Annotated in this window: 18 protein-coding genes and 2 pseudogenes; 16 read left to right on the forward strand and 4 right to left on the reverse strand. The window is 42.4% G+C overall.

The window, feature by feature from the left end; translation table 11 throughout:
- Nucleotides 1-83: 83 nt before the first annotated feature.
- The 6 genes and pseudogenes from H7F27_RS10205 (at nucleotide 84) to H7F27_RS10230 (ending at nucleotide 4,106) form a co-directional block, all read left to right on the forward strand.
- A complete protein-coding gene (locus H7F27_RS10205) occupies nucleotides 84-335 on the forward strand; it encodes a DUF2535 family protein (protein WP_024121785.1) in 252 nt (83 codons plus the stop codon).
- A 154-nt stretch (nucleotides 336-489) separates the two neighbouring features.
- A complete protein-coding gene (locus tag H7F27_RS10210; RefSeq protein ID WP_101860403.1) occupies nucleotides 490-1,071 on the forward strand; it encodes an SCO family protein in 582 nt (193 codons plus the stop codon).
- A gap of 77 nt (nucleotides 1,072-1,148) precedes the next feature.
- Nucleotides 1,149-1,916: an SGNH/GDSL hydrolase family protein gene (locus tag H7F27_RS10215; RefSeq protein WP_095713132.1), complete on the forward strand. Its 768-nt coding sequence runs from the start codon at nucleotides 1,149-1,151 to the stop codon at nucleotides 1,914-1,916.
- A 9-nt stretch (nucleotides 1,917-1,925) separates the two neighbouring features.
- Complete coding sequence (locus tag H7F27_RS10220; RefSeq protein ID WP_069487337.1) at nucleotides 1,926-2,489, forward strand: YpmS family protein; 564 nt, start codon at nucleotides 1,926-1,928, stop codon at nucleotides 2,487-2,489.
- Between the two features lie 11 nt (nucleotides 2,490-2,500).
- A pseudogene (ypmT, locus tag H7F27_RS10225) lies at nucleotides 2,501-2,696 on the forward strand (protein YpmT).
- Nucleotides 2,697-2,768: 72 nt separating this feature from the next.
- Nucleotides 2,769-4,106 (forward strand): MATE family efflux transporter, encoded by a 1,338-nt coding sequence (locus tag H7F27_RS10230; RefSeq protein WP_095713154.1) that lies wholly within the window; start codon nucleotides 2,769-2,771, stop codon nucleotides 4,104-4,106.
- Nucleotides 4,107-4,153: 47 nt separating this feature from the next.
- Here the strand turns inward: H7F27_RS10230 and H7F27_RS10235 are convergent, their stop codons facing one another.
- Nucleotides 4,154-4,579 carry a MarR family transcriptional regulator gene (locus H7F27_RS10235; protein WP_024121778.1) on the reverse strand — a complete coding sequence of 142 codons (426 nt, stop codon included), beginning with the start codon at nucleotides 4,577-4,579 and terminating at the stop codon, nucleotides 4,154-4,156.
- A 133-nt stretch (nucleotides 4,580-4,712) separates the two neighbouring features.
- Here H7F27_RS10235 and msrA point away from each other — a divergent pair, with 133 nt between their 5' ends.
- Nucleotides 4,713-5,246 carry a peptide-methionine (S)-S-oxide reductase MsrA gene (gene msrA / locus H7F27_RS10240; RefSeq protein ID WP_024121777.1) on the forward strand — a complete coding sequence of 178 codons (534 nt, stop codon included), beginning with the start codon at nucleotides 4,713-4,715 and terminating at the stop codon, nucleotides 5,244-5,246.
- The gene (gene msrB / locus H7F27_RS10245; RefSeq protein ID WP_024121776.1) at nucleotides 5,247-5,681 is read left to right on the forward strand and encodes a peptide-methionine (R)-S-oxide reductase MsrB; all 435 of its coding nucleotides are present in this window, start codon (nucleotides 5,247-5,249) and stop codon (nucleotides 5,679-5,681) included. It begins immediately after the preceding gene.
- 44 nt (nucleotides 5,682-5,725) lie between these two features.
- Here msrB and H7F27_RS10250 read toward each other — a convergent pair whose 3' ends face one another.
- Nucleotides 5,726-6,751: an SDR family NAD(P)-dependent oxidoreductase gene (locus tag H7F27_RS10250; RefSeq protein WP_024121775.1), complete on the reverse strand. Its 1,026-nt coding sequence runs from the start codon at nucleotides 6,749-6,751 to the stop codon at nucleotides 5,726-5,728.
- A gap of 355 nt (nucleotides 6,752-7,106) precedes the next feature.
- Here H7F27_RS10250 and H7F27_RS10255 point away from each other — a divergent pair, with 355 nt between their 5' ends.
- Nucleotides 7,107-8,255, forward strand: a complete 1,149-nt coding sequence (locus tag H7F27_RS10255; RefSeq protein ID WP_185848899.1) for a phytase — start codon at nucleotides 7,107-7,109, stop codon at nucleotides 8,253-8,255.
- 69 nt (nucleotides 8,256-8,324) lie between these two features.
- On the opposite strand, the gene H7F27_RS10260 is transcribed toward H7F27_RS10255, so the two are convergent.
- Complete coding sequence (locus H7F27_RS10260) at nucleotides 8,325-9,278, reverse strand: spore maturation protein CgeB (protein WP_101860536.1); 954 nt, start codon at nucleotides 9,276-9,278, stop codon at nucleotides 8,325-8,327.
- Between the two features lie 6 nt (nucleotides 9,279-9,284).
- A complete protein-coding gene (gene cgeA / locus H7F27_RS10265) occupies nucleotides 9,285-9,686 on the reverse strand; it encodes a spore crust protein CgeA (protein ID WP_024121772.1) in 402 nt (133 codons plus the stop codon).
- A 248-nt stretch (nucleotides 9,687-9,934) separates the two neighbouring features.
- Between cgeA and H7F27_RS10270 the strand changes: the two are divergent.
- The 7 genes and pseudogenes from H7F27_RS10270 to H7F27_RS10300 all read left to right on the forward strand — a co-directional run bounded on the left by H7F27_RS10270 (nucleotide 9,935) and on the right by H7F27_RS10300 (nucleotide 15,334).
- A pseudogene (locus tag H7F27_RS10270) lies at nucleotides 9,935-10,170 on the forward strand (protein CgeC).
- A gap of 77 nt (nucleotides 10,171-10,247) precedes the next feature.
- Nucleotides 10,248-11,528, forward strand: coding sequence for a spore maturation glycosyltransferase CgeD (locus H7F27_RS10275; protein ID WP_185848900.1), 1,281 nt, complete (start codon nucleotides 10,248-10,250; stop codon nucleotides 11,526-11,528).
- A 28-nt stretch (nucleotides 11,529-11,556) separates the two neighbouring features.
- Nucleotides 11,557-12,336 (forward strand): spore maturation N-acetyltransferase CgeE, encoded by a 780-nt coding sequence (locus H7F27_RS10280; protein WP_185848901.1) that lies wholly within the window; start codon nucleotides 11,557-11,559, stop codon nucleotides 12,334-12,336.
- 67 nt (nucleotides 12,337-12,403) lie between these two features.
- Nucleotides 12,404-12,535 carry a YjcZ family sporulation protein gene (locus H7F27_RS10285; RefSeq protein WP_373271217.1) on the forward strand — a complete coding sequence of 44 codons (132 nt, stop codon included), beginning with the start codon at nucleotides 12,404-12,406 and terminating at the stop codon, nucleotides 12,533-12,535.
- Nucleotides 12,536-12,665: 130 nt separating this feature from the next.
- Nucleotides 12,666-13,988 carry an aspartate aminotransferase family protein gene (locus H7F27_RS10290; RefSeq protein WP_185848902.1) on the forward strand — a complete coding sequence of 441 codons (1,323 nt, stop codon included), beginning with the start codon at nucleotides 12,666-12,668 and terminating at the stop codon, nucleotides 13,986-13,988.
- A gap of 18 nt (nucleotides 13,989-14,006) precedes the next feature.
- A complete protein-coding gene (locus H7F27_RS10295; protein ID WP_044155490.1) occupies nucleotides 14,007-14,696 on the forward strand; it encodes a CoA transferase subunit A in 690 nt (229 codons plus the stop codon).
- A complete protein-coding gene (locus H7F27_RS10300) occupies nucleotides 14,681-15,334 on the forward strand; it encodes a 3-oxoacid CoA-transferase subunit B (protein WP_024121766.1) in 654 nt (217 codons plus the stop codon). The genes H7F27_RS10295 and H7F27_RS10300 overlap by 16 nt, the downstream gene beginning before the upstream one ends.

Raw genomic sequence — 15,334 nt, forward strand, 5'->3', positions numbered from 1 at the left:
GGCACAACCGCGCAAAATGACAGACAGCCCGGCCGGCATTGTATATAATAGAAGAAAACAATCAAAAAATGAGGATTGATAGCTTGTTACTCAAAAGCCTAGAGTTCAAACGCAGCGACGGGATTCAGGTGAAAGTGACAGAAATACCTGTGTTAAAGGAAGATGAACATTATTTCTTTATGCTGAATCAGCATTTGCAGATCTACTTAAAAGAAGTGTTTTCATCAAAAAGCAGGGCAAAAGTGTATTCTTTCCGACAATATATGAAGCGCCGGATGAAATGGACTGATTATCAGGCTGTTTTTCATCAAGAGGTGTTAAAACACAACGCGTGATACGCCGTTTATTCCTGTGTGTCCCCTTTGCTATGCCGCTCGCAGGCGGACGAAGGGGCATGCAGGAATTTTTTTTGCGGGTATAGAATTAAACAAGATGTAAGAAGGTAAGCGCGGCATTAGTAAGCGCTTTAAGCTGGAAAGGGTGAAGGGCATGAAGATGATCAAAGGGTTGGCGGCGGGGCTGATTTTTCTGCTTTTGTGTGCCTGCGGAGGACATCAGATTAAGGATCCGCTTAATTACCAAGTGGAGTCTTTTACTTTTAAAAACCAAGATGGCAAAAATGTTTCTTTAGACAGTTTAAAAGGAAAGGTTTGGCTCGCAGACTTTATTTTTACCAATTGTGAGACCGTGTGTCCGCCGATGACGGCTCATATGACAGATCTTCAAAAGAAATTAAAGGCTGAGAATATAGATGTGCGCATCGTATCCTTTAGTGTTGATCCTGAGAATGATAACCCGAAGCAGCTGAAAAAATTTGCGGCAAATTATCCTTTATCTTTTGATAACTGGGATTTTCTAACGGGATACAGTCAAAGTGACATCGAGACGTTTGCGTTTGATAGCTTTAAAGCGATCGTGAAGAAACCTGAAGGCCAGGACCAGGTCATTCACCAATCCTCTTTTTATTTAGTAGGCCCTGACGGTAAAGTGCTGAAAGATTACAATGGAGTAGAAAATACACCATACGATGACATCATCGCTGATGTGAAAGCGGCTAGTAAACTCAAGTAATCTCGAAGACAAGGCATTTTCAAATCTCCTAAAACATGATACACTTTCCACTAGTAGAATGGGGAGGAGCAACAAGATTGAAACTGCGCATTTTTGCACTCATGGCCAGTTTGATTTTGCTTCTTACTGCATGTACGAGCATACGTACAGCATCTGAGGGAAAACAAAAAGCCCATGAACTGAAAACGAAGGAACACATTGTCATTGCCGCTGTCGGAGATTCGCTTACAGAAGGTGTCGGAGATCCTGAGGGCAAGGGATATGTCGGCAAGGTGGCGGATTCTATCCGGTCAAATGAGCAAGTCAAAAAGGTTGACGTTAAAAATTATGCCGTCAAAGGGAATCGTTCGGAAGATTTGTTAGAGAAACTAAAAGATAAAAACGTTCAAAAAGGCATAAAAGATGCAGATTATGTCTTTTTAACAATTGGCGGTAATGATCTGATGAAGGTCCTTCGTCAAAACTTTCTGCAATTAACCGTCGAACCGTTTCAGGAAGAGGAAAAGCCGTACGAAAAGCGTTTTAAAAAAATCATTTCAGAAATCCGCGCACTGAATAATCACGCAGAGCTGATTTATGTCAGCATGTATAATCCGTTTACATTTACTTTATCTGAATTACAGGAAATAAACGGGGTAGTCACTGATTGGAACAACATTGCTAAAAAAGAGCTGAAAAAAGATAAACATGCAAAAATCATTAATATAGAAGACTTGTTCAATCAAAAAAGTGACAGTAAACGAATTTCTGAGGAAGATGATTTTCATCCTAATGGAACGGGTTATTCCTTAATAGCGAAGCGGGTCTATCAAGCAATTGAAAAAGAAGGATTACCGAAAGAGTAGGGTGAAATCATGAATAACTGGAAACGACTGTTTTTTATATTGCTTGCCATCAATATTGTATTAGCAGTAGGATTTGTGACGCTGGTCATGCTGCCGGGCAAGCAAGCGGAGGTAGAGGATACCTCTAAAAGCGAGTACGGATTTCAAGTGACAAGCACAAAAGAATCCTTAGCTGCGTTTGTCAACTCATATTTAAACGAGAAAGCGTCAAATCAGCTTGATTACAAAGTGGATATAGATGACGATGTCCATGTGGCAGGGAAAATCAAAGCATTTTCCACGTCAATTGACGCGTTTATCGCATTTGAGCCGACCGTGAAAAAGAATGGCGATGTCGAGCTGAATGTAACGAAATTTTCCTTAGGGAAATTGAGTATTCCTATTAGCTTTGTGTTAAATTATATGGACAGCTTCTATGAACTTCCATCCTTTGTACATGTTCATCCCGGCGATAAAAGCATTGAGGTTCGTTTGTCTGAAATGCCATTAACGAACGGTATGTATGTCAAAGCAGATAAAATTAATTTAGAAAAAGATGAAATTGAGTTTTCCTATTACCATCCTAAACAATAGAGGTGACTGAAATGAAGCGGATTTACCAGTATTTCAGTTTGTTATCATTTACGTTTTCCCTTTACTTCGGCTGGCTGGCTTATCATCATCTGGCGGCTGAGGATATGGATCAAATGTACTTGAACATTTCGTACTGCGCATTGTTTTTGAGTGTGATGGTGTTTACATTTGGCATGAAAGACCGAAAAAAAAACCGATAAATCATGAAAAAAAGAGACATGCTGCACCGTCTCTTTTTTCATGCGGCTGGACGAAAATATAAGAGAACAAGGAGAAGAAATGAAAGCATACGATTTTACGAAGGGAAACGTGCTGAGGCAGCTTATCCTGTTTTCGATGCCTATTATGCTGGGAAATGCTCTGCAGGTTTCTTTTCAATTCATAGACAGTTTATGGATCGGCAATTTGCTGGGGGCAAAAGCGCTTGGCGCGGCCGCGGTATCAAGCACGATAGTTTTAACCGTGCTGTCTTTTATTTTGGGACTTAATAATGCGACCTTAACCATTTTGTCTCAGCAAAAGGGAAAAGATGATGAGAAAGGAATGGCGTCTTATATAAATGCCTTTGTGGTTTTATTAACAGGCTTAAGCATCGGGTTCGGCGCAGCCGGTTTTTTCCTGTCAGAACCATTGCTGCGTCTTCTGCAAACGCCGGAGTCCATGATTCCGCTTGCCGAGATCTATTTGCAGATTCAATTTATCGGCATACTGTTTTTGTTTGGTTATAACTTTATCAGTACGGTTCTTCGGGCGCTAGGCGACAGCAAAACACCGCTGCGGTTCATCGCTTTTGCCGTTGTGCTGAATGCTGTGCTGGCACCGCTCTTTATTTCTGTTTTCCGCATGGGGATTGCGGGAGCGGCTTATTCAACTGTTTTGTCACAGGGCATTGCGTTTCTTTACGGTTTGTTTTATGTCATCAAACATCAGCTGGTTCCGTTTTCTATGCCAAGAGCACCTAAGTGGGAAGAGACTGCATTGATTCTAAAACTTGGTATTCCTGCCGGTCTGCAGATGATGGTGATTACAGGCGGAATGATGGCGATCATGAGCGTCGTCAACTCTTATGGAGAGCATGTGGTCTCTGGATTTGGCGCAGTGCAGCGGCTGGACAGCATCATCACACTTCCGGCTATGGCGGCCGGTACGGCGGTCAACAGCATGGCGGGACAAAATATCGGACTCGGAAACTATAAAAGAGTGGAATCGATTGCGAAGCTTGGTGTGATGTCTGTTTTTTCTTGCATGCTCGTAATTGCTATTATCATTTGGATATTCGGAAAATATTTAATGAGGTTATTTATTAGTGAGCCTGACGCGGTAGCGTTTGGTGAACAATATTTGCGGTGGATTGCGTTTTTCTATCCCTTTATCGGTATTAATTTTGTGCTGAACGGAATTGTCAGAGCCGCTGGGGCAATGATGCAGGTTTTGGTTTTAAATTTGATTTCTTTCTGGGTTTTGAGATATCCTTTCACGGCTCTGTTTTCAGCTTGGCTTGGACAGAAAGGGATCGGTCTCGGAATCGGTATGAGTTTCTTATTCAGCAGCTGTGCGGCGTTTTTGTACTACAGATACGGCCGCTGGAAAACGATGAAATTGTTTACTGAAAGATAAGAAAGGCGCTGCGAAAAGCACATACCCTAAATGGGTATGTGCTTTTTTTACCGTTTTTTATCAAGTTTGCTGAAAAGCTCGATTAATGTGGCGAGTTCAGTATCCGTATAACAATCAAAGCGTTTAAAGAAATATTCAGTTTTTTTCTCATTGAAATGCTGAACGATTTTTTCACCTGCTTCAGTGATATGGATGCGGATGATCCGCCGATCTTCCTTCGATCTGATTCTCGTGATCCATTCTTTTTCTACCAGCGCGTCAGTCACTGCGGTAATATGGCTTGCTGATACTTCCAAAATGGGCGCAAATTCCGTCACTTTCTTAGGTCCCTGTTCACTTAGAATGCGCAAAATGGTAAATTCATTCCGCGAAAGCTCTTTATCTAGAATATCGTTGATTTCATTGCGTATTTGTTTAAAAACTTTACGGAGTAAAGTTTCCATATCATACATCATTTGTGTTCTTACTTTCAAATTTGTGAACCCCCATTACATAATTGCTAATACTCAAAACCTATAGATTTTTATTGAAAAGCAGAATCATTTTCATTCTATTTTTACATGCTATAATATAATAATACCACGTATTAACAAAGGAGGCACCAGTATGTCTGAAAAAAAAGAACTCGCCACATTTGCAGGCGGCTGTTTTTGGTGTATGGTCAAACCATTTGACGAACAGCCGGGAATTGAAAAAGTGGTGTCCGGGTATACAGGCGGCCATACTGAAAACCCTACGTATGAAGAAGTATGCAGCGAAACAACAGGGCATCGTGAAGCCGTACAAATCACGTTTGAGCCTGATGTATTCCCTTATGAAAAGCTGTTAGAGCTGTTCTGGCAGCAAATTGATCCGACAGATGCAGGCGGCCAGTTCGCTGATCGCGGCAGCTCTTACCGTGCAGCGATTTTTTATCATAATGAAAAACAAAAGGAGCTTGCCGAAGCATCAAAACAACGGCTGGCGGAAAGCGGCATTTTTAAAGATCCTATCGTGACAGATATTTTAAAGGCTGAACCATTCTATGAAGCAGAAGATTACCATCAGCATTTTTATAAAAAGAATCCAGGGCATTATCAGCGTTACCGGACAGGCTCCGGAAGATCTGGATTTATCAGTGAGCATTGGGGGGCGAAATAAATGACGCTAAATAAAGAAGAAAGAATAAAGTCATTAAACCGTATGCAATACGAGGTCACACAAAATAACGGAACGGAGCCGCCGTTTCAAAATGAGTATTGGGATCATAAGGAAGAAGGGCTTTATGTTGACATTGTGTCAGGAAAGCCTTTGTTTACTTCCAAGGATAAATTTGATTCCCACTGCGGCTGGCCAAGCTTTACAAAGCCGATTGAGGAAGAAGAAGTGGAAGAAAAACAGGATACGAGCCACGGAATGATTCGGACAGAAGTCAGAAGCCGAACAGCTGATTCCCATCTGGGACATGTATTTAATGACGGACCTGGACCTAGTGGACTTCGTTACTGCATTAATTCTGCGGCGCTGCGGTTTATTCCTAAGGATAAGCTCAAAGAAGAGGGATATGAAAGCTATCAGCACCTATTTGACAAATAAATGCAAGAAAAAACAAGCCTGCCTAATGGATAGACAGGCTTGTTTTATGCCTTTTTTTCTTTATGCAGGTCTTCAATAATTTGGGCAATTCTGTCTTTTGTAATAAGAGGAGCCTGATCAGACTGATACCCGGGCAAATTGACTTTGCGAAAATCAGGATGTTTTTCAGGTTCTGGGAGGATAGCATATAGGTTGCCCCATTCATATAGTGACTCTACTTCGTGGGGAGATGTCAATTCTTCGTGAAGCTTTTCACCTGGACGCTTGCCGACTTCTATTGCGGCCGGGCGCGGGAGACCGTGCTGCGCTGCGTATTCTTCAAATCCATGAATCAATTCCTCGAGTTTCAGTGATTCCATTTTAAAAATAAAAGTTTCTCCGCCTGTGGTTATAGCGGCTGATTGCAGTGTCAGTGTGGCCGCATCATTAATAGACATAAAAAATCTGGTCATGTTCTTGTCTGTGATGGTCAACGGTTCACCTTCCATCATCTGTTCAAATAAAATAGGGATGACTGAACCTCTTGAGCCGAGAACATTTCCGAAACGGACGGAACAAAAAACAGTTCCTCTATTTTGAACGTGGCGGTTAGCTTGATGAAACAGCTTTTCAGATAACAGCTTAGTGGCACCCATTGTGTTTACAGGGGACACAGCTTTATCTGTACTGATATTGATGACATGCTGTACTCCATTGATTAGGGCGGCCTCCACCACATTCTGTCCGCCGATGAGATTGGTCTGGATCGCTTCAAACGGATTGTCTTCGCATGTCGGTACCTGTTTCAGCGCTGCTGCGTGAAAGACGATATCGACACCTGTCATCACCTGATTCACTCTCCGGTGGTCGCGCACATCTCCAAGTACAAATGAAAGCCGCTGATCCTCCGCATACTTTTGACTCATAACATACTGTTTACTGTCGTCTTTGCTGAATACAATGACCTTTTTTGGTGTAAGCAGCAAAAGGCGTTTGACAATTTGACTTCCGATTGAACCCGTTCCGCCAGTGACTAAAACTGTTTTGTTATGGAAAAATGGTTTTAGTTCTGCTGTTTGCTGTTTAGGCATGGCTTATCCTCCAACTCTCGTTTCTCTACCATGCATCATATGTTCAACATTTTAATCGAGTTAATGAAAGCAACCAATAAAACGAAATTTAGGGGAATGATGATGTCACAAAGTGTTCTTTTTTAATAGAAAATGAAGAGATTGGCTTAATCTAACTAAATAAACAGTGTACTAAATTTTCATATTATCTTTTTTCGCTCCATATAAACAGGTCCCATATGATCTTATCACGTCCATATAAAAAGCTTTCTTTTGAATCAGAAACACTACGAAAAAAAGGTTCGATTGTCTCACTATTCATCAACTACATATATTTTACAATAAGAAATGAAGGTTAAAATAAGGAGGCTGTAAAATGAAGTATCCAAAAACTATTCTGTTTAGTGCCGCTGCGGGTTTATTGCTTAGCCTATCTGCAAACTCGGTATCGGCTCATCAGGCTGATGAAGTGAATCATTTCAAAGTGACGGCAAAGGGAGAGACTGACCCGGTTGCTTCAGGAGATGACGCAGCGGATGATCCGTCCATTTGGGTTGATGCAAAGCATCCGGAAAAAAGCAAATTGATAACGACAAACAAGAAGTCCGGGTTAGTCGTGTATGATTTGGACGGCAAACAGATCAATTCTTACGAGTTTGGCAAGCTGAATAATGTCGATCTGCGTTATGATTTTCCGTTCAACGGCAAACAGATTGACATTGCTGCTGCTTCAAACCGGACAGAAGGAAAAAATTCGATCGAAGTTTACGCCATTGATGGGGAAAAAGGTGAATTGAAAAGCATCACAGACCCAAAACATCCTATTTCCACTGATATTTCTGAAGTTTACGGTTTCAGCCTGTATCACAGCCAAAAAACAGGGGCATTTTATGCGTTGGTAACAGGAAAGCAAGGAGAGTTCGAGCAATATGAAATTGCCGACAATGGAAAGGGATATGTAACAGGGAAAAAAGTGCGGCAATTCAAATTACATTCACAAACTGAAGGTCTCGTCGCAGATGACGAGTACGGGAATCTCTATATAGCGGAGGAAGACACAGCAATTTGGAAATTTAATGCTGAACCATCTGGAGGATCGCAGGGCAAAGTCATTGATCTTGCTTCTGGAAAGCATTTGACAGCTGATATTGAGGGCTTGACCATTTATTATGCGCCGGACGGAAAAGGTTATCTTATCGCCTCAAGCCAAGGCAATAACAGCTATGTGTTGTATGAAAGACAGGGAGGCAATCGGTATATTGCCAATTTTGAAATTACGGATGGCGAGAAAATAGACGGGACGAGTGATACTGACGGTATTGATGTTCTTGGTTTCGGGCTGGGGCCAAAATATCCGTACGGCATTTTTGTAGCACAGGACGGAGAAAATATAGAAAATGGACAAGCTGTCAATCAAAATTTCAAAATTGTATCATGGGAACAGATTTCTCAGCATCTAGGCGGAAAACCTGACCTGAATAAACAGGTGAATCCAAGGAAGCTGAAGGACAGATCTGATGAATAAAGAAACAGCCTATTTTCGGCTGCTTTTTTATGTGCACGAAAAAATCGTTCATATGAAATGAACGATTTTTCAAGAAAGCGCCAGATGAATGGCTTTCAGTTTTGCGGGAAGCTCATCAAATGTATGAGCAGGAACGGTCTCTTTATAATTTAACGCCGCAGCTTTGTTTCGTTCCTCAGGATGATTGATATAGAAAGCGGCTTTTTCCTTAAAGTCGTTGATGCTGTGATAAGAAATAAAGGATGAAAAAGGATATGCCGCAGGGAGATCCACTAGTTGAAATGCTTCGCATGCAGCGATATCAAAGGTGCGGTTATTAAAGCTTGTATTTTTAATGCGGCTTTTATTTTTGTTGAACGTAAAATGATACGGCCGATGCGGATTGATCACGATGTCTGCCCCGTTATAATAATGAACGGCCTGTTCAGGCGGAACCCATGTGCTGACTACATCTATATGCGGCTGTTTGAGTACTTTTTTAGGCAGGTATTTTCTCCATTCCTTTCCGATGACCCGAACGGTGTACGGGAGATATGCCGCTTCTTTCACAAGCTGAACCCGATTAGGGTAAGGATAGCCGATGATAAGCAATTGTGAATGAAAGGAATGTTCGGTGTCCATTTTTTTAAACAGCCGATGATTAACAGGAATCGGAACATAATAGATATGCTGATAACCAAGCTCCTGATAATAGAGAGCAGCATTTTGGTCAATTGTTAAAACTGCGTCAGCGTGCTTTATCACCTGAAGACTGATATCAATATAAAATGGGTCTTCTGTCAGCCAAACATATACGGGAATACCCTTACCCTTTAACCAGGTCAGCCAGTCGTGAGGAACGTGAACTCCAACCATCATGAGTGCGAAATCCGGCTGAAACGTTTCAATGCGTGACAGCGATTCGGTGTCTGGTGTATCTGCAGACATGTATTCTGTCTGAGCGTGCCGAAAGCATTCTTCAGCCCAGCGGTCAAAATAACTGTATATTCCTCCATATCCCGACTGGATATACAAAACTTTCATCAGAGATTATGAAAAGAATGTAACGCTTTCTACTTTATCTACATCAATCAATGTTGTCGCTTGACCTGGCGGAGTTACAGAGCTTTCCTGTGTGACAAATACGATGCCGTGGACTTGATCAAAAGCCACAAAGACAACCGGACCGATCATGTCACCGGAATCTGTCACAATGCTGATGGTAGTGCCAGGTGTAATTCTGGCAAAAATCCATCTTGCAGGAAGGGAAGGATCTAAAACAGATTCAGCAGTAACCGTTTCGCTTTCGTCAACTTTTTTATCAACAGCAGCTTCAAGTAATTCTTTAAGGTTATTATTCACGTTTTCTCCTCCTTCTGTTGCATTTGTAAATAAAGGGCTTAAAAGGCTTTTAATAATATCCTTTTTTAACTGCGCATTTTCACTGCTCAACACATACACCTCCTATTAATTATTGAACTCACGTTTAATCATATTCTTCTGATTGGCAATTGGTATGAGTCGAACGCCGTACCTGAGCTATTTTTCATATATTTAAGGAAAATGCTGATTTTCTTCTATGGATGGACATTGCCTATACCGCAATTGACAGCATGTTCATATTGTGAAACAGAGGGTAAGGGAGAGAGGGAAGTTTGGATTTAGAAAACAAAGTGAACTAAGAAGAAAATGACGACGAATTGCATTTTATTCTGTTTTTATTCATTCTGCTTATACGTCAAACAGCTTCAGACGGAAATCAATCTGGTCTCAAACGCCAGCTCGTAGTTGCCAAGAGCTTGGTGTCCGATTTCAAGAGTCAATCTGATCAATGGAGATACGCTTCAAAATGTTATCGTGAAAATCCCTGGCTGATTTGGTTATTTTTCAGAACCCGCTAAATCAAACGGGATCAAATGTTGCTATTGTAAGTTGAGGTGCTTTTTACATGTTGACAGAGGCTCTGCTTGCTGCGGAGCCGTTTTCATGTGTGACAATAGGAGGCTTGCAGAGATGGGGGACAAAGTTTCCATTATTTTAACGAGTTATAACAAACCTGATTATCTGCAAATGGCGATTGAGAGTGTCATCAATCAAACTCATAGCAATTGGGAGCTTTTTGTCATGGATGACCATTCAAATGAGAAAACGATTGCGGTGATTCACAAGTACCTTCATGACCAGCGCATTCGTTATAAAAACAGCTTCGTCCATCCTCAAAATCGATTAAAAACAACACGTTATGCCACATTAATTAATAACGCTCTTCCATTTGCCGCCGGCGACTACATTTCTTATCTCACCGATGATACAGTTTATCATCCTGATCGGCTGAGCCGTATGGTGCAGACATTTTTGTGTCATCCTGAAGCACAGGCAGTCTATTCAAAACAAAAAGTTGTTCATGTAAACGAAAGAGGAGAGGAAATTTCCCATTTTTACAGAGATGCCAATGCAGTGCTTGATCAAGCCGCTTTTCAAGTCGATCATTGCTCTGTTATGCATCGCCGTTCGTTGCTTGATCGGATCAAAGATAAATATGGAAGCTATTGGGACGATGATATGATGCATTGGAATCACGGCGACTCAATTTTTTGGATTAGAGTAAACACATTTGCCCCGTTCCTGCCGATAAATGAAGTATTAGATACAACGTATAAGACCCCGAATTCCTTTCAAAACGCTTATCAGTTTCTGCCCGCCGATTTGATTGACGGCACGTTTGTAAAAGGATCTGATCAACATGTGTATTTTCTTGATCAAGGTGTGCGGCATCCTGTGGGGGAGAGATGGAGTTCAGTGTATCTGGATCGGACTGTTGTTATCCCCGATCCGCATTTATTTCAATATCATATGGGAAAATGTTTAAACATTCCGAATTATGTTTTGGTAAAAGAAGCTGACCAGCCTGCAGTATTTTACATTGACGCCGGTAAAAAAAGACGGATAGAAAGTCAGCATGCTTTTCAATTTTATCAATTTAAAAGAAAAGATATTTTGACGATTGAAAAAGAAGTGCTCGAGGATCTGCAGGAAGGGCCGCCTATCACGCGGGACAGATCTGGGGTGATCGCAAATCCGCCTGGACGAAGACTGTTTTTTATAGAACGCGAGCGGTTTCTATTTCTAAACGGTGTTTTTCATCCAATCAGCGAGCAAGTGGTGAGAAAATTCTTTTTGCAGCAGAAACCAATACCCGCTTCTTTCCGGAATATTCAGCAATTTCCAATTGGAAAGCCGTTTTATCCGGTGTACGATGAGATTATAAAGAAATTAAATATTGCAATCGAGTAAATGTATAGGTCATAAAAAGGAGACATTCATGACAGGACATTATTCAAAAACGGAGCATCAATACCTATCGTTAACGTCTGAATCGAAGTTGTTTGGTCATTACAGTGTATATAAAGATTCCAAGCTGCCGCAAATTTTTTCTCATAATTTTGTGCAGCTTCATGATACATTTCCATTGGAGCGTATACCTGATTTTTTGCCGTCCGTACCGAAGCTGCTTAATGCGAATTATATCCATTTAAAAGCGTCTCCTCAGCATGCTTTTCCGCTCGTTTTGAAGCAGTCGCTTGTGAAAAGCGGTTTTGTGGTTGAAGATGAGCTGTTATACTGCATGAAGCTTGAAGACTGGAAGGGACAGACGGGACATCCTTTCACGGCATGGGGGACGGCAAAGAGTCTTAGTGACGGATCTTCTATCATGAAAATTTATGACTCGCTTTATATAGGAGAGGCAACCGCAGAACAAAAATTAGTGAGAAAATATCCTTTTTACAAAGCGGGTACGATTTTGCTTGTCGTTTGTTACAGCGATTCATCACAGAACATTCCGATTGGCTGCGGAGAACTTTTTATTGATTCGCAAGAGAAAACGGCGAAAATTGAAGAAGTGGCGATTTTGGATCAGTTTCAAAGAAGGGGCTACGGCAGTATTCTTGTGGGTGAGATGCTGTCTATTGCCAAATCTTTAGGAATGGACGATGCTTATTTAGTGGCCTCAAATTCTGATGGCGTTACTCATTTTTATGAAAAGCTCAAATTTAAAAAATTTGAGCGGGTGCACACTGTTTTTCATTATTTCCTTACATAGATGGGCATTTGCACAAACCGTTTGGGACTTGGCCCGCATACAATGCCGTATATCGTGATAAGAAAGGATGAAAAACAATATGCATGGATATTGTCATGGATACGGTTACGGAGGATTTGGCTGCGGGACAAATACATTTGTATTGATTGTTGTCTTGTTCATTTTACTAATTATCGTCGGAGCCGCTTTTATTTGCTAGATGAAATAACACAAGAGCCTTTCGAAGTTCGGAAGGGCTCTTTTTTTGTGCGAAAAAAGATTTTATAGGGAGCGTCATGCCGCTATTTGGACACTCATACAATGTAGAAAAGGTGTTTTTGAGGTGGAGCATGAGCAGTTATTTAATTAAGCCAGAGCTTAATGCGGAATATCCGATTGTCAGTCATGCAAAGGGCACATATGTGTATGATCAGAACGGAAAAAAATATCTTGATGGCTCATCTGGTGCGGTGACATGCAATATCGGCCATGGGGTTGATGAAGTAACTGAGCAGCTGAAAGAACAGCTTGATAAGGTGTCTTTTGCTTACCGCTCGCAGTTTACGAGTGAGCCGGCCGAGCAATTAGCTGCTTTACTGGCCGAGCAGCTGCCGGGAGACTTGAATTGGTCTTTTTTTGTCAATAGCGGATCAGAGGCCATAGAAACGGCAATGAAAATCGCCATTCAATATTGGCAGGAAAAAAAGCAGACAGAAAAATCCATCTTTCTCTCACGATGGAGCAGTTACCACGGAATAACTTTGGGAGCGCTTTCATTGTCGGGATTTTATGAACGCAGGTACCGGTTCACCCATTTGCTAGAGCGTTATCCCGCTCTCTCAGCCCCGCATATATACCGGCTGAATCAAGAGGCAAAAAAAGATTTTGTTCAAACGGCTGCGGAGGAGCTGGAAACCGCTATAAAAAGAATCGGAAGTCAGTTTATTGCTGGCTTTGTGGCAGAACCTATTATTGGAGCCGCAGGAGCAGCAATCACTCCACCTTCTGGATATTATGAGAGATTGCAAGAGGTGTGCCGCTCACACGGCGTGCTGTTTATTGCGGATGAAGTGATGACCGGGCTTGGGAGAACTGGAAGGATGCTTGCGACAGAGCATTGGCATACCGTTCCTGATATCGCTGTGCTTGGAAAGGGACTCGGTGCCGGCTACGCGCCTATTGCAGCTGCAGTTGTGTCTGATACGGTTCTCCAAACGATAAAACAAGGATCAGGTGTTATTATGAGCGGTCACACATACAGTGCTCATCCCTTTTCAGCCAAAGCCGCTCTCGAGGTTTTGCGTTATGTTATCAGACACGGCTTGATCAAACAGGCTGAAGAAAAGGGCTTCAAGCTGAAAAAGAAACTTGAAGAGATGATGCACCGAAGCGGCATCATTGGGGATGTCCGCGGCAAAGGACTGCTGTTAGGCGTTGAATTTGTGGCTGATAAAAAGACAAAGCGAGTGTTTCCGCAAGATCGGTCGATGACCCAGCGTATCATCAGCGAAGCAAAAAAACGCGGGCTCATTGTCTATCCTGCCAAGGCTGGAATCGACAGCGGGGAAGGAGATGCCGTAATTATCGCTCCTCCATTCACAATATCAGATGGAGAGATGGAAGAGCTTATATCAACTTTTTCGGAAACAGTTGCAGAAGTTGAAAAAAACTGAAAAGGGACTGAAATCAATATGGCACCATTTCAAAAAACGATTAGCATTGAATCGGCAATTGCAGATGTGCGTGATGGGTCGGTCCTTATGTTTGGCGGCTTCGGAGGAGTCGGCTCTCCTCCTTCTTTGATTGAAGCCATATTGGACAGCGGTGTGAAAGAATTAACTGTCATTTGCAATGATGCCGGATTCCCGGAGATTGGGATTGGACCGCTTATTGTCAATAAAAGAGTCAAGACACTGATTGCATCGCATATCGGTTCAAATCCTGTAGCCGGAAAACAGATGACAGACGGCACATTAGAGGTTCGATTTTCGCCTCAGGGCACGCTCGCAGAACGGATTCGCGCCGGCGGATCCGGCCTTGGCGGCATTTTGACCGATATCGGCATTGATAATCAAATGGTTTGTGAGAAAAAAGAGATTGTGTCTGTAGCGGGGAAACAATACTTGGTTGAAGAAGCGCTGACAGCTGATTTTGCCTTCATCAATGCCTGCATTGCAGATGAATTCGGCAATTTAACGTATGACAAAACAGCGCGCAACATGAATCCGCTTATGGCAATGGCCGCCAAAAGAACCTTTGCCGAGGCTGAGACGATTGTGCCGATGGGTGATATTGCAGAAGAAATGATTGTAACGCCTGGGGTTTTTGTTGAGGGGGTTGTGAGAAGCGAAGGGGTGAGGTGGAAATGGGCTTGGGAGTAACAGAAAGAGAGCAGATCGCCAGACGGGCTGCTTCTGAAATCAAACCAGGCATGATGGTGAATCTCGGTATCGGCATCCCTTCCTTGGTGCCGAACTTTTTGCCGCCTGACATGCAGGTTATGCTGCAGGCGGAAAACGGCGTACTCGGGATTGGCGAAAGTCCTGAAAAAGGGAATGAGGATGAAAATTTATGCAACGCCGCGGGATTCCCTGTCCGTGCTGTAAAGGGGGCATCTTATTTTGATACAACGATGTCTTTTGCCATGATCAGAAGAGGCATGATTGACATTACGATTTTAGGCGCTTTGCAGGTAAGCCAGTCGGGAGACCTTGCGAATTGGCTTGTACCCGGAAAAAAGGTGCCAGGCATGGGCGGTGCGATGGAGCTCGCCCAAAAAGCGAAAAAAGTGGTTGTCGTCATGAGCCATACCGATCAAAAAGGGAGGCCTAAATTAACAGAAGCCTGCACCCTTCCGTTAACAGCAGCAGGCTGTGTAGATATGATCATTACTGAAAAAGCAGTTCTTGCAGTTGGCCGGCATCATTTTATTTTAAAAGAACTGATGAATGGCTCAACAATTGACGAGGTGATCGGGCTGACCGACGCTGAAATAATGGTAGATATGCCTTTTTCTTAA

Source organism: Bacillus sp. PAMC26543 (genome assembly GCF_014250375.1).
Taxonomy (GTDB): domain Bacteria; phylum Bacillota; class Bacilli; order Bacillales; family Bacillaceae; genus Bacillus; species Bacillus halotolerans.

Bases quoted from the DNA above. Each gene is read 5' to 3' on its own strand.
- H7F27_RS10210 (WP_101860403.1), top strand. From the start codon at position 490: ATGAAGATGATCAAAGGGTTGGCGGCGGGGCTGATTTTTCTGCTTTTG.
- H7F27_RS10220 (WP_069487337.1), top strand. From the start codon at position 1,926: ATGAATAACTGGAAACGACTGTTTTTTATATTGCTTGCCATCAATATT.
- H7F27_RS10230 (WP_095713154.1), top strand. From the start codon at position 2,769: ATGAAAGCATACGATTTTACGAAGGGAAACGTGCTGAGGCAGCTTATC.
- msrA (WP_024121777.1), top strand. From the start codon at position 4,713: ATGTCTGAAAAAAAAGAACTCGCCACATTTGCAGGCGGCTGTTTTTGG.
- msrB (WP_024121776.1), top strand. From the start codon at position 5,247: ATGACGCTAAATAAAGAAGAAAGAATAAAGTCATTAAACCGTATGCAA.
- H7F27_RS10250 (WP_024121775.1), bottom strand. From the start codon at position 6,751: ATGCCTAAACAGCAAACAGCAGAACTAAAACCATTTTTCCATAACAAA.
- H7F27_RS10255 (WP_185848899.1), top strand. From the start codon at position 7,107: ATGAAGTATCCAAAAACTATTCTGTTTAGTGCCGCTGCGGGTTTATTG.
- H7F27_RS10260 (WP_101860536.1), bottom strand. From the start codon at position 9,278: ATGAAAGTTTTGTATATCCAGTCGGGATATGGAGGAATATACAGTTAT.
- H7F27_RS10275 (WP_185848900.1), top strand. From the start codon at position 10,248: ATGGGGGACAAAGTTTCCATTATTTTAACGAGTTATAACAAACCTGAT.
- H7F27_RS10280 (WP_185848901.1), top strand. From the start codon at position 11,557: ATGACAGGACATTATTCAAAAACGGAGCATCAATACCTATCGTTAACG.
- H7F27_RS10285 (WP_373271217.1), top strand. From the start codon at position 12,404: ATGAAAAACAATATGCATGGATATTGTCATGGATACGGTTACGGAGGA.
- H7F27_RS10290 (WP_185848902.1), top strand. From the start codon at position 12,666: ATGAGCAGTTATTTAATTAAGCCAGAGCTTAATGCGGAATATCCGATT.
- H7F27_RS10295 (WP_044155490.1), top strand. From the start codon at position 14,007: ATGGCACCATTTCAAAAAACGATTAGCATTGAATCGGCAATTGCAGAT.
- H7F27_RS10300 (WP_024121766.1), top strand. From the start codon at position 14,681: ATGGGCTTGGGAGTAACAGAAAGAGAGCAGATCGCCAGACGGGCTGCT.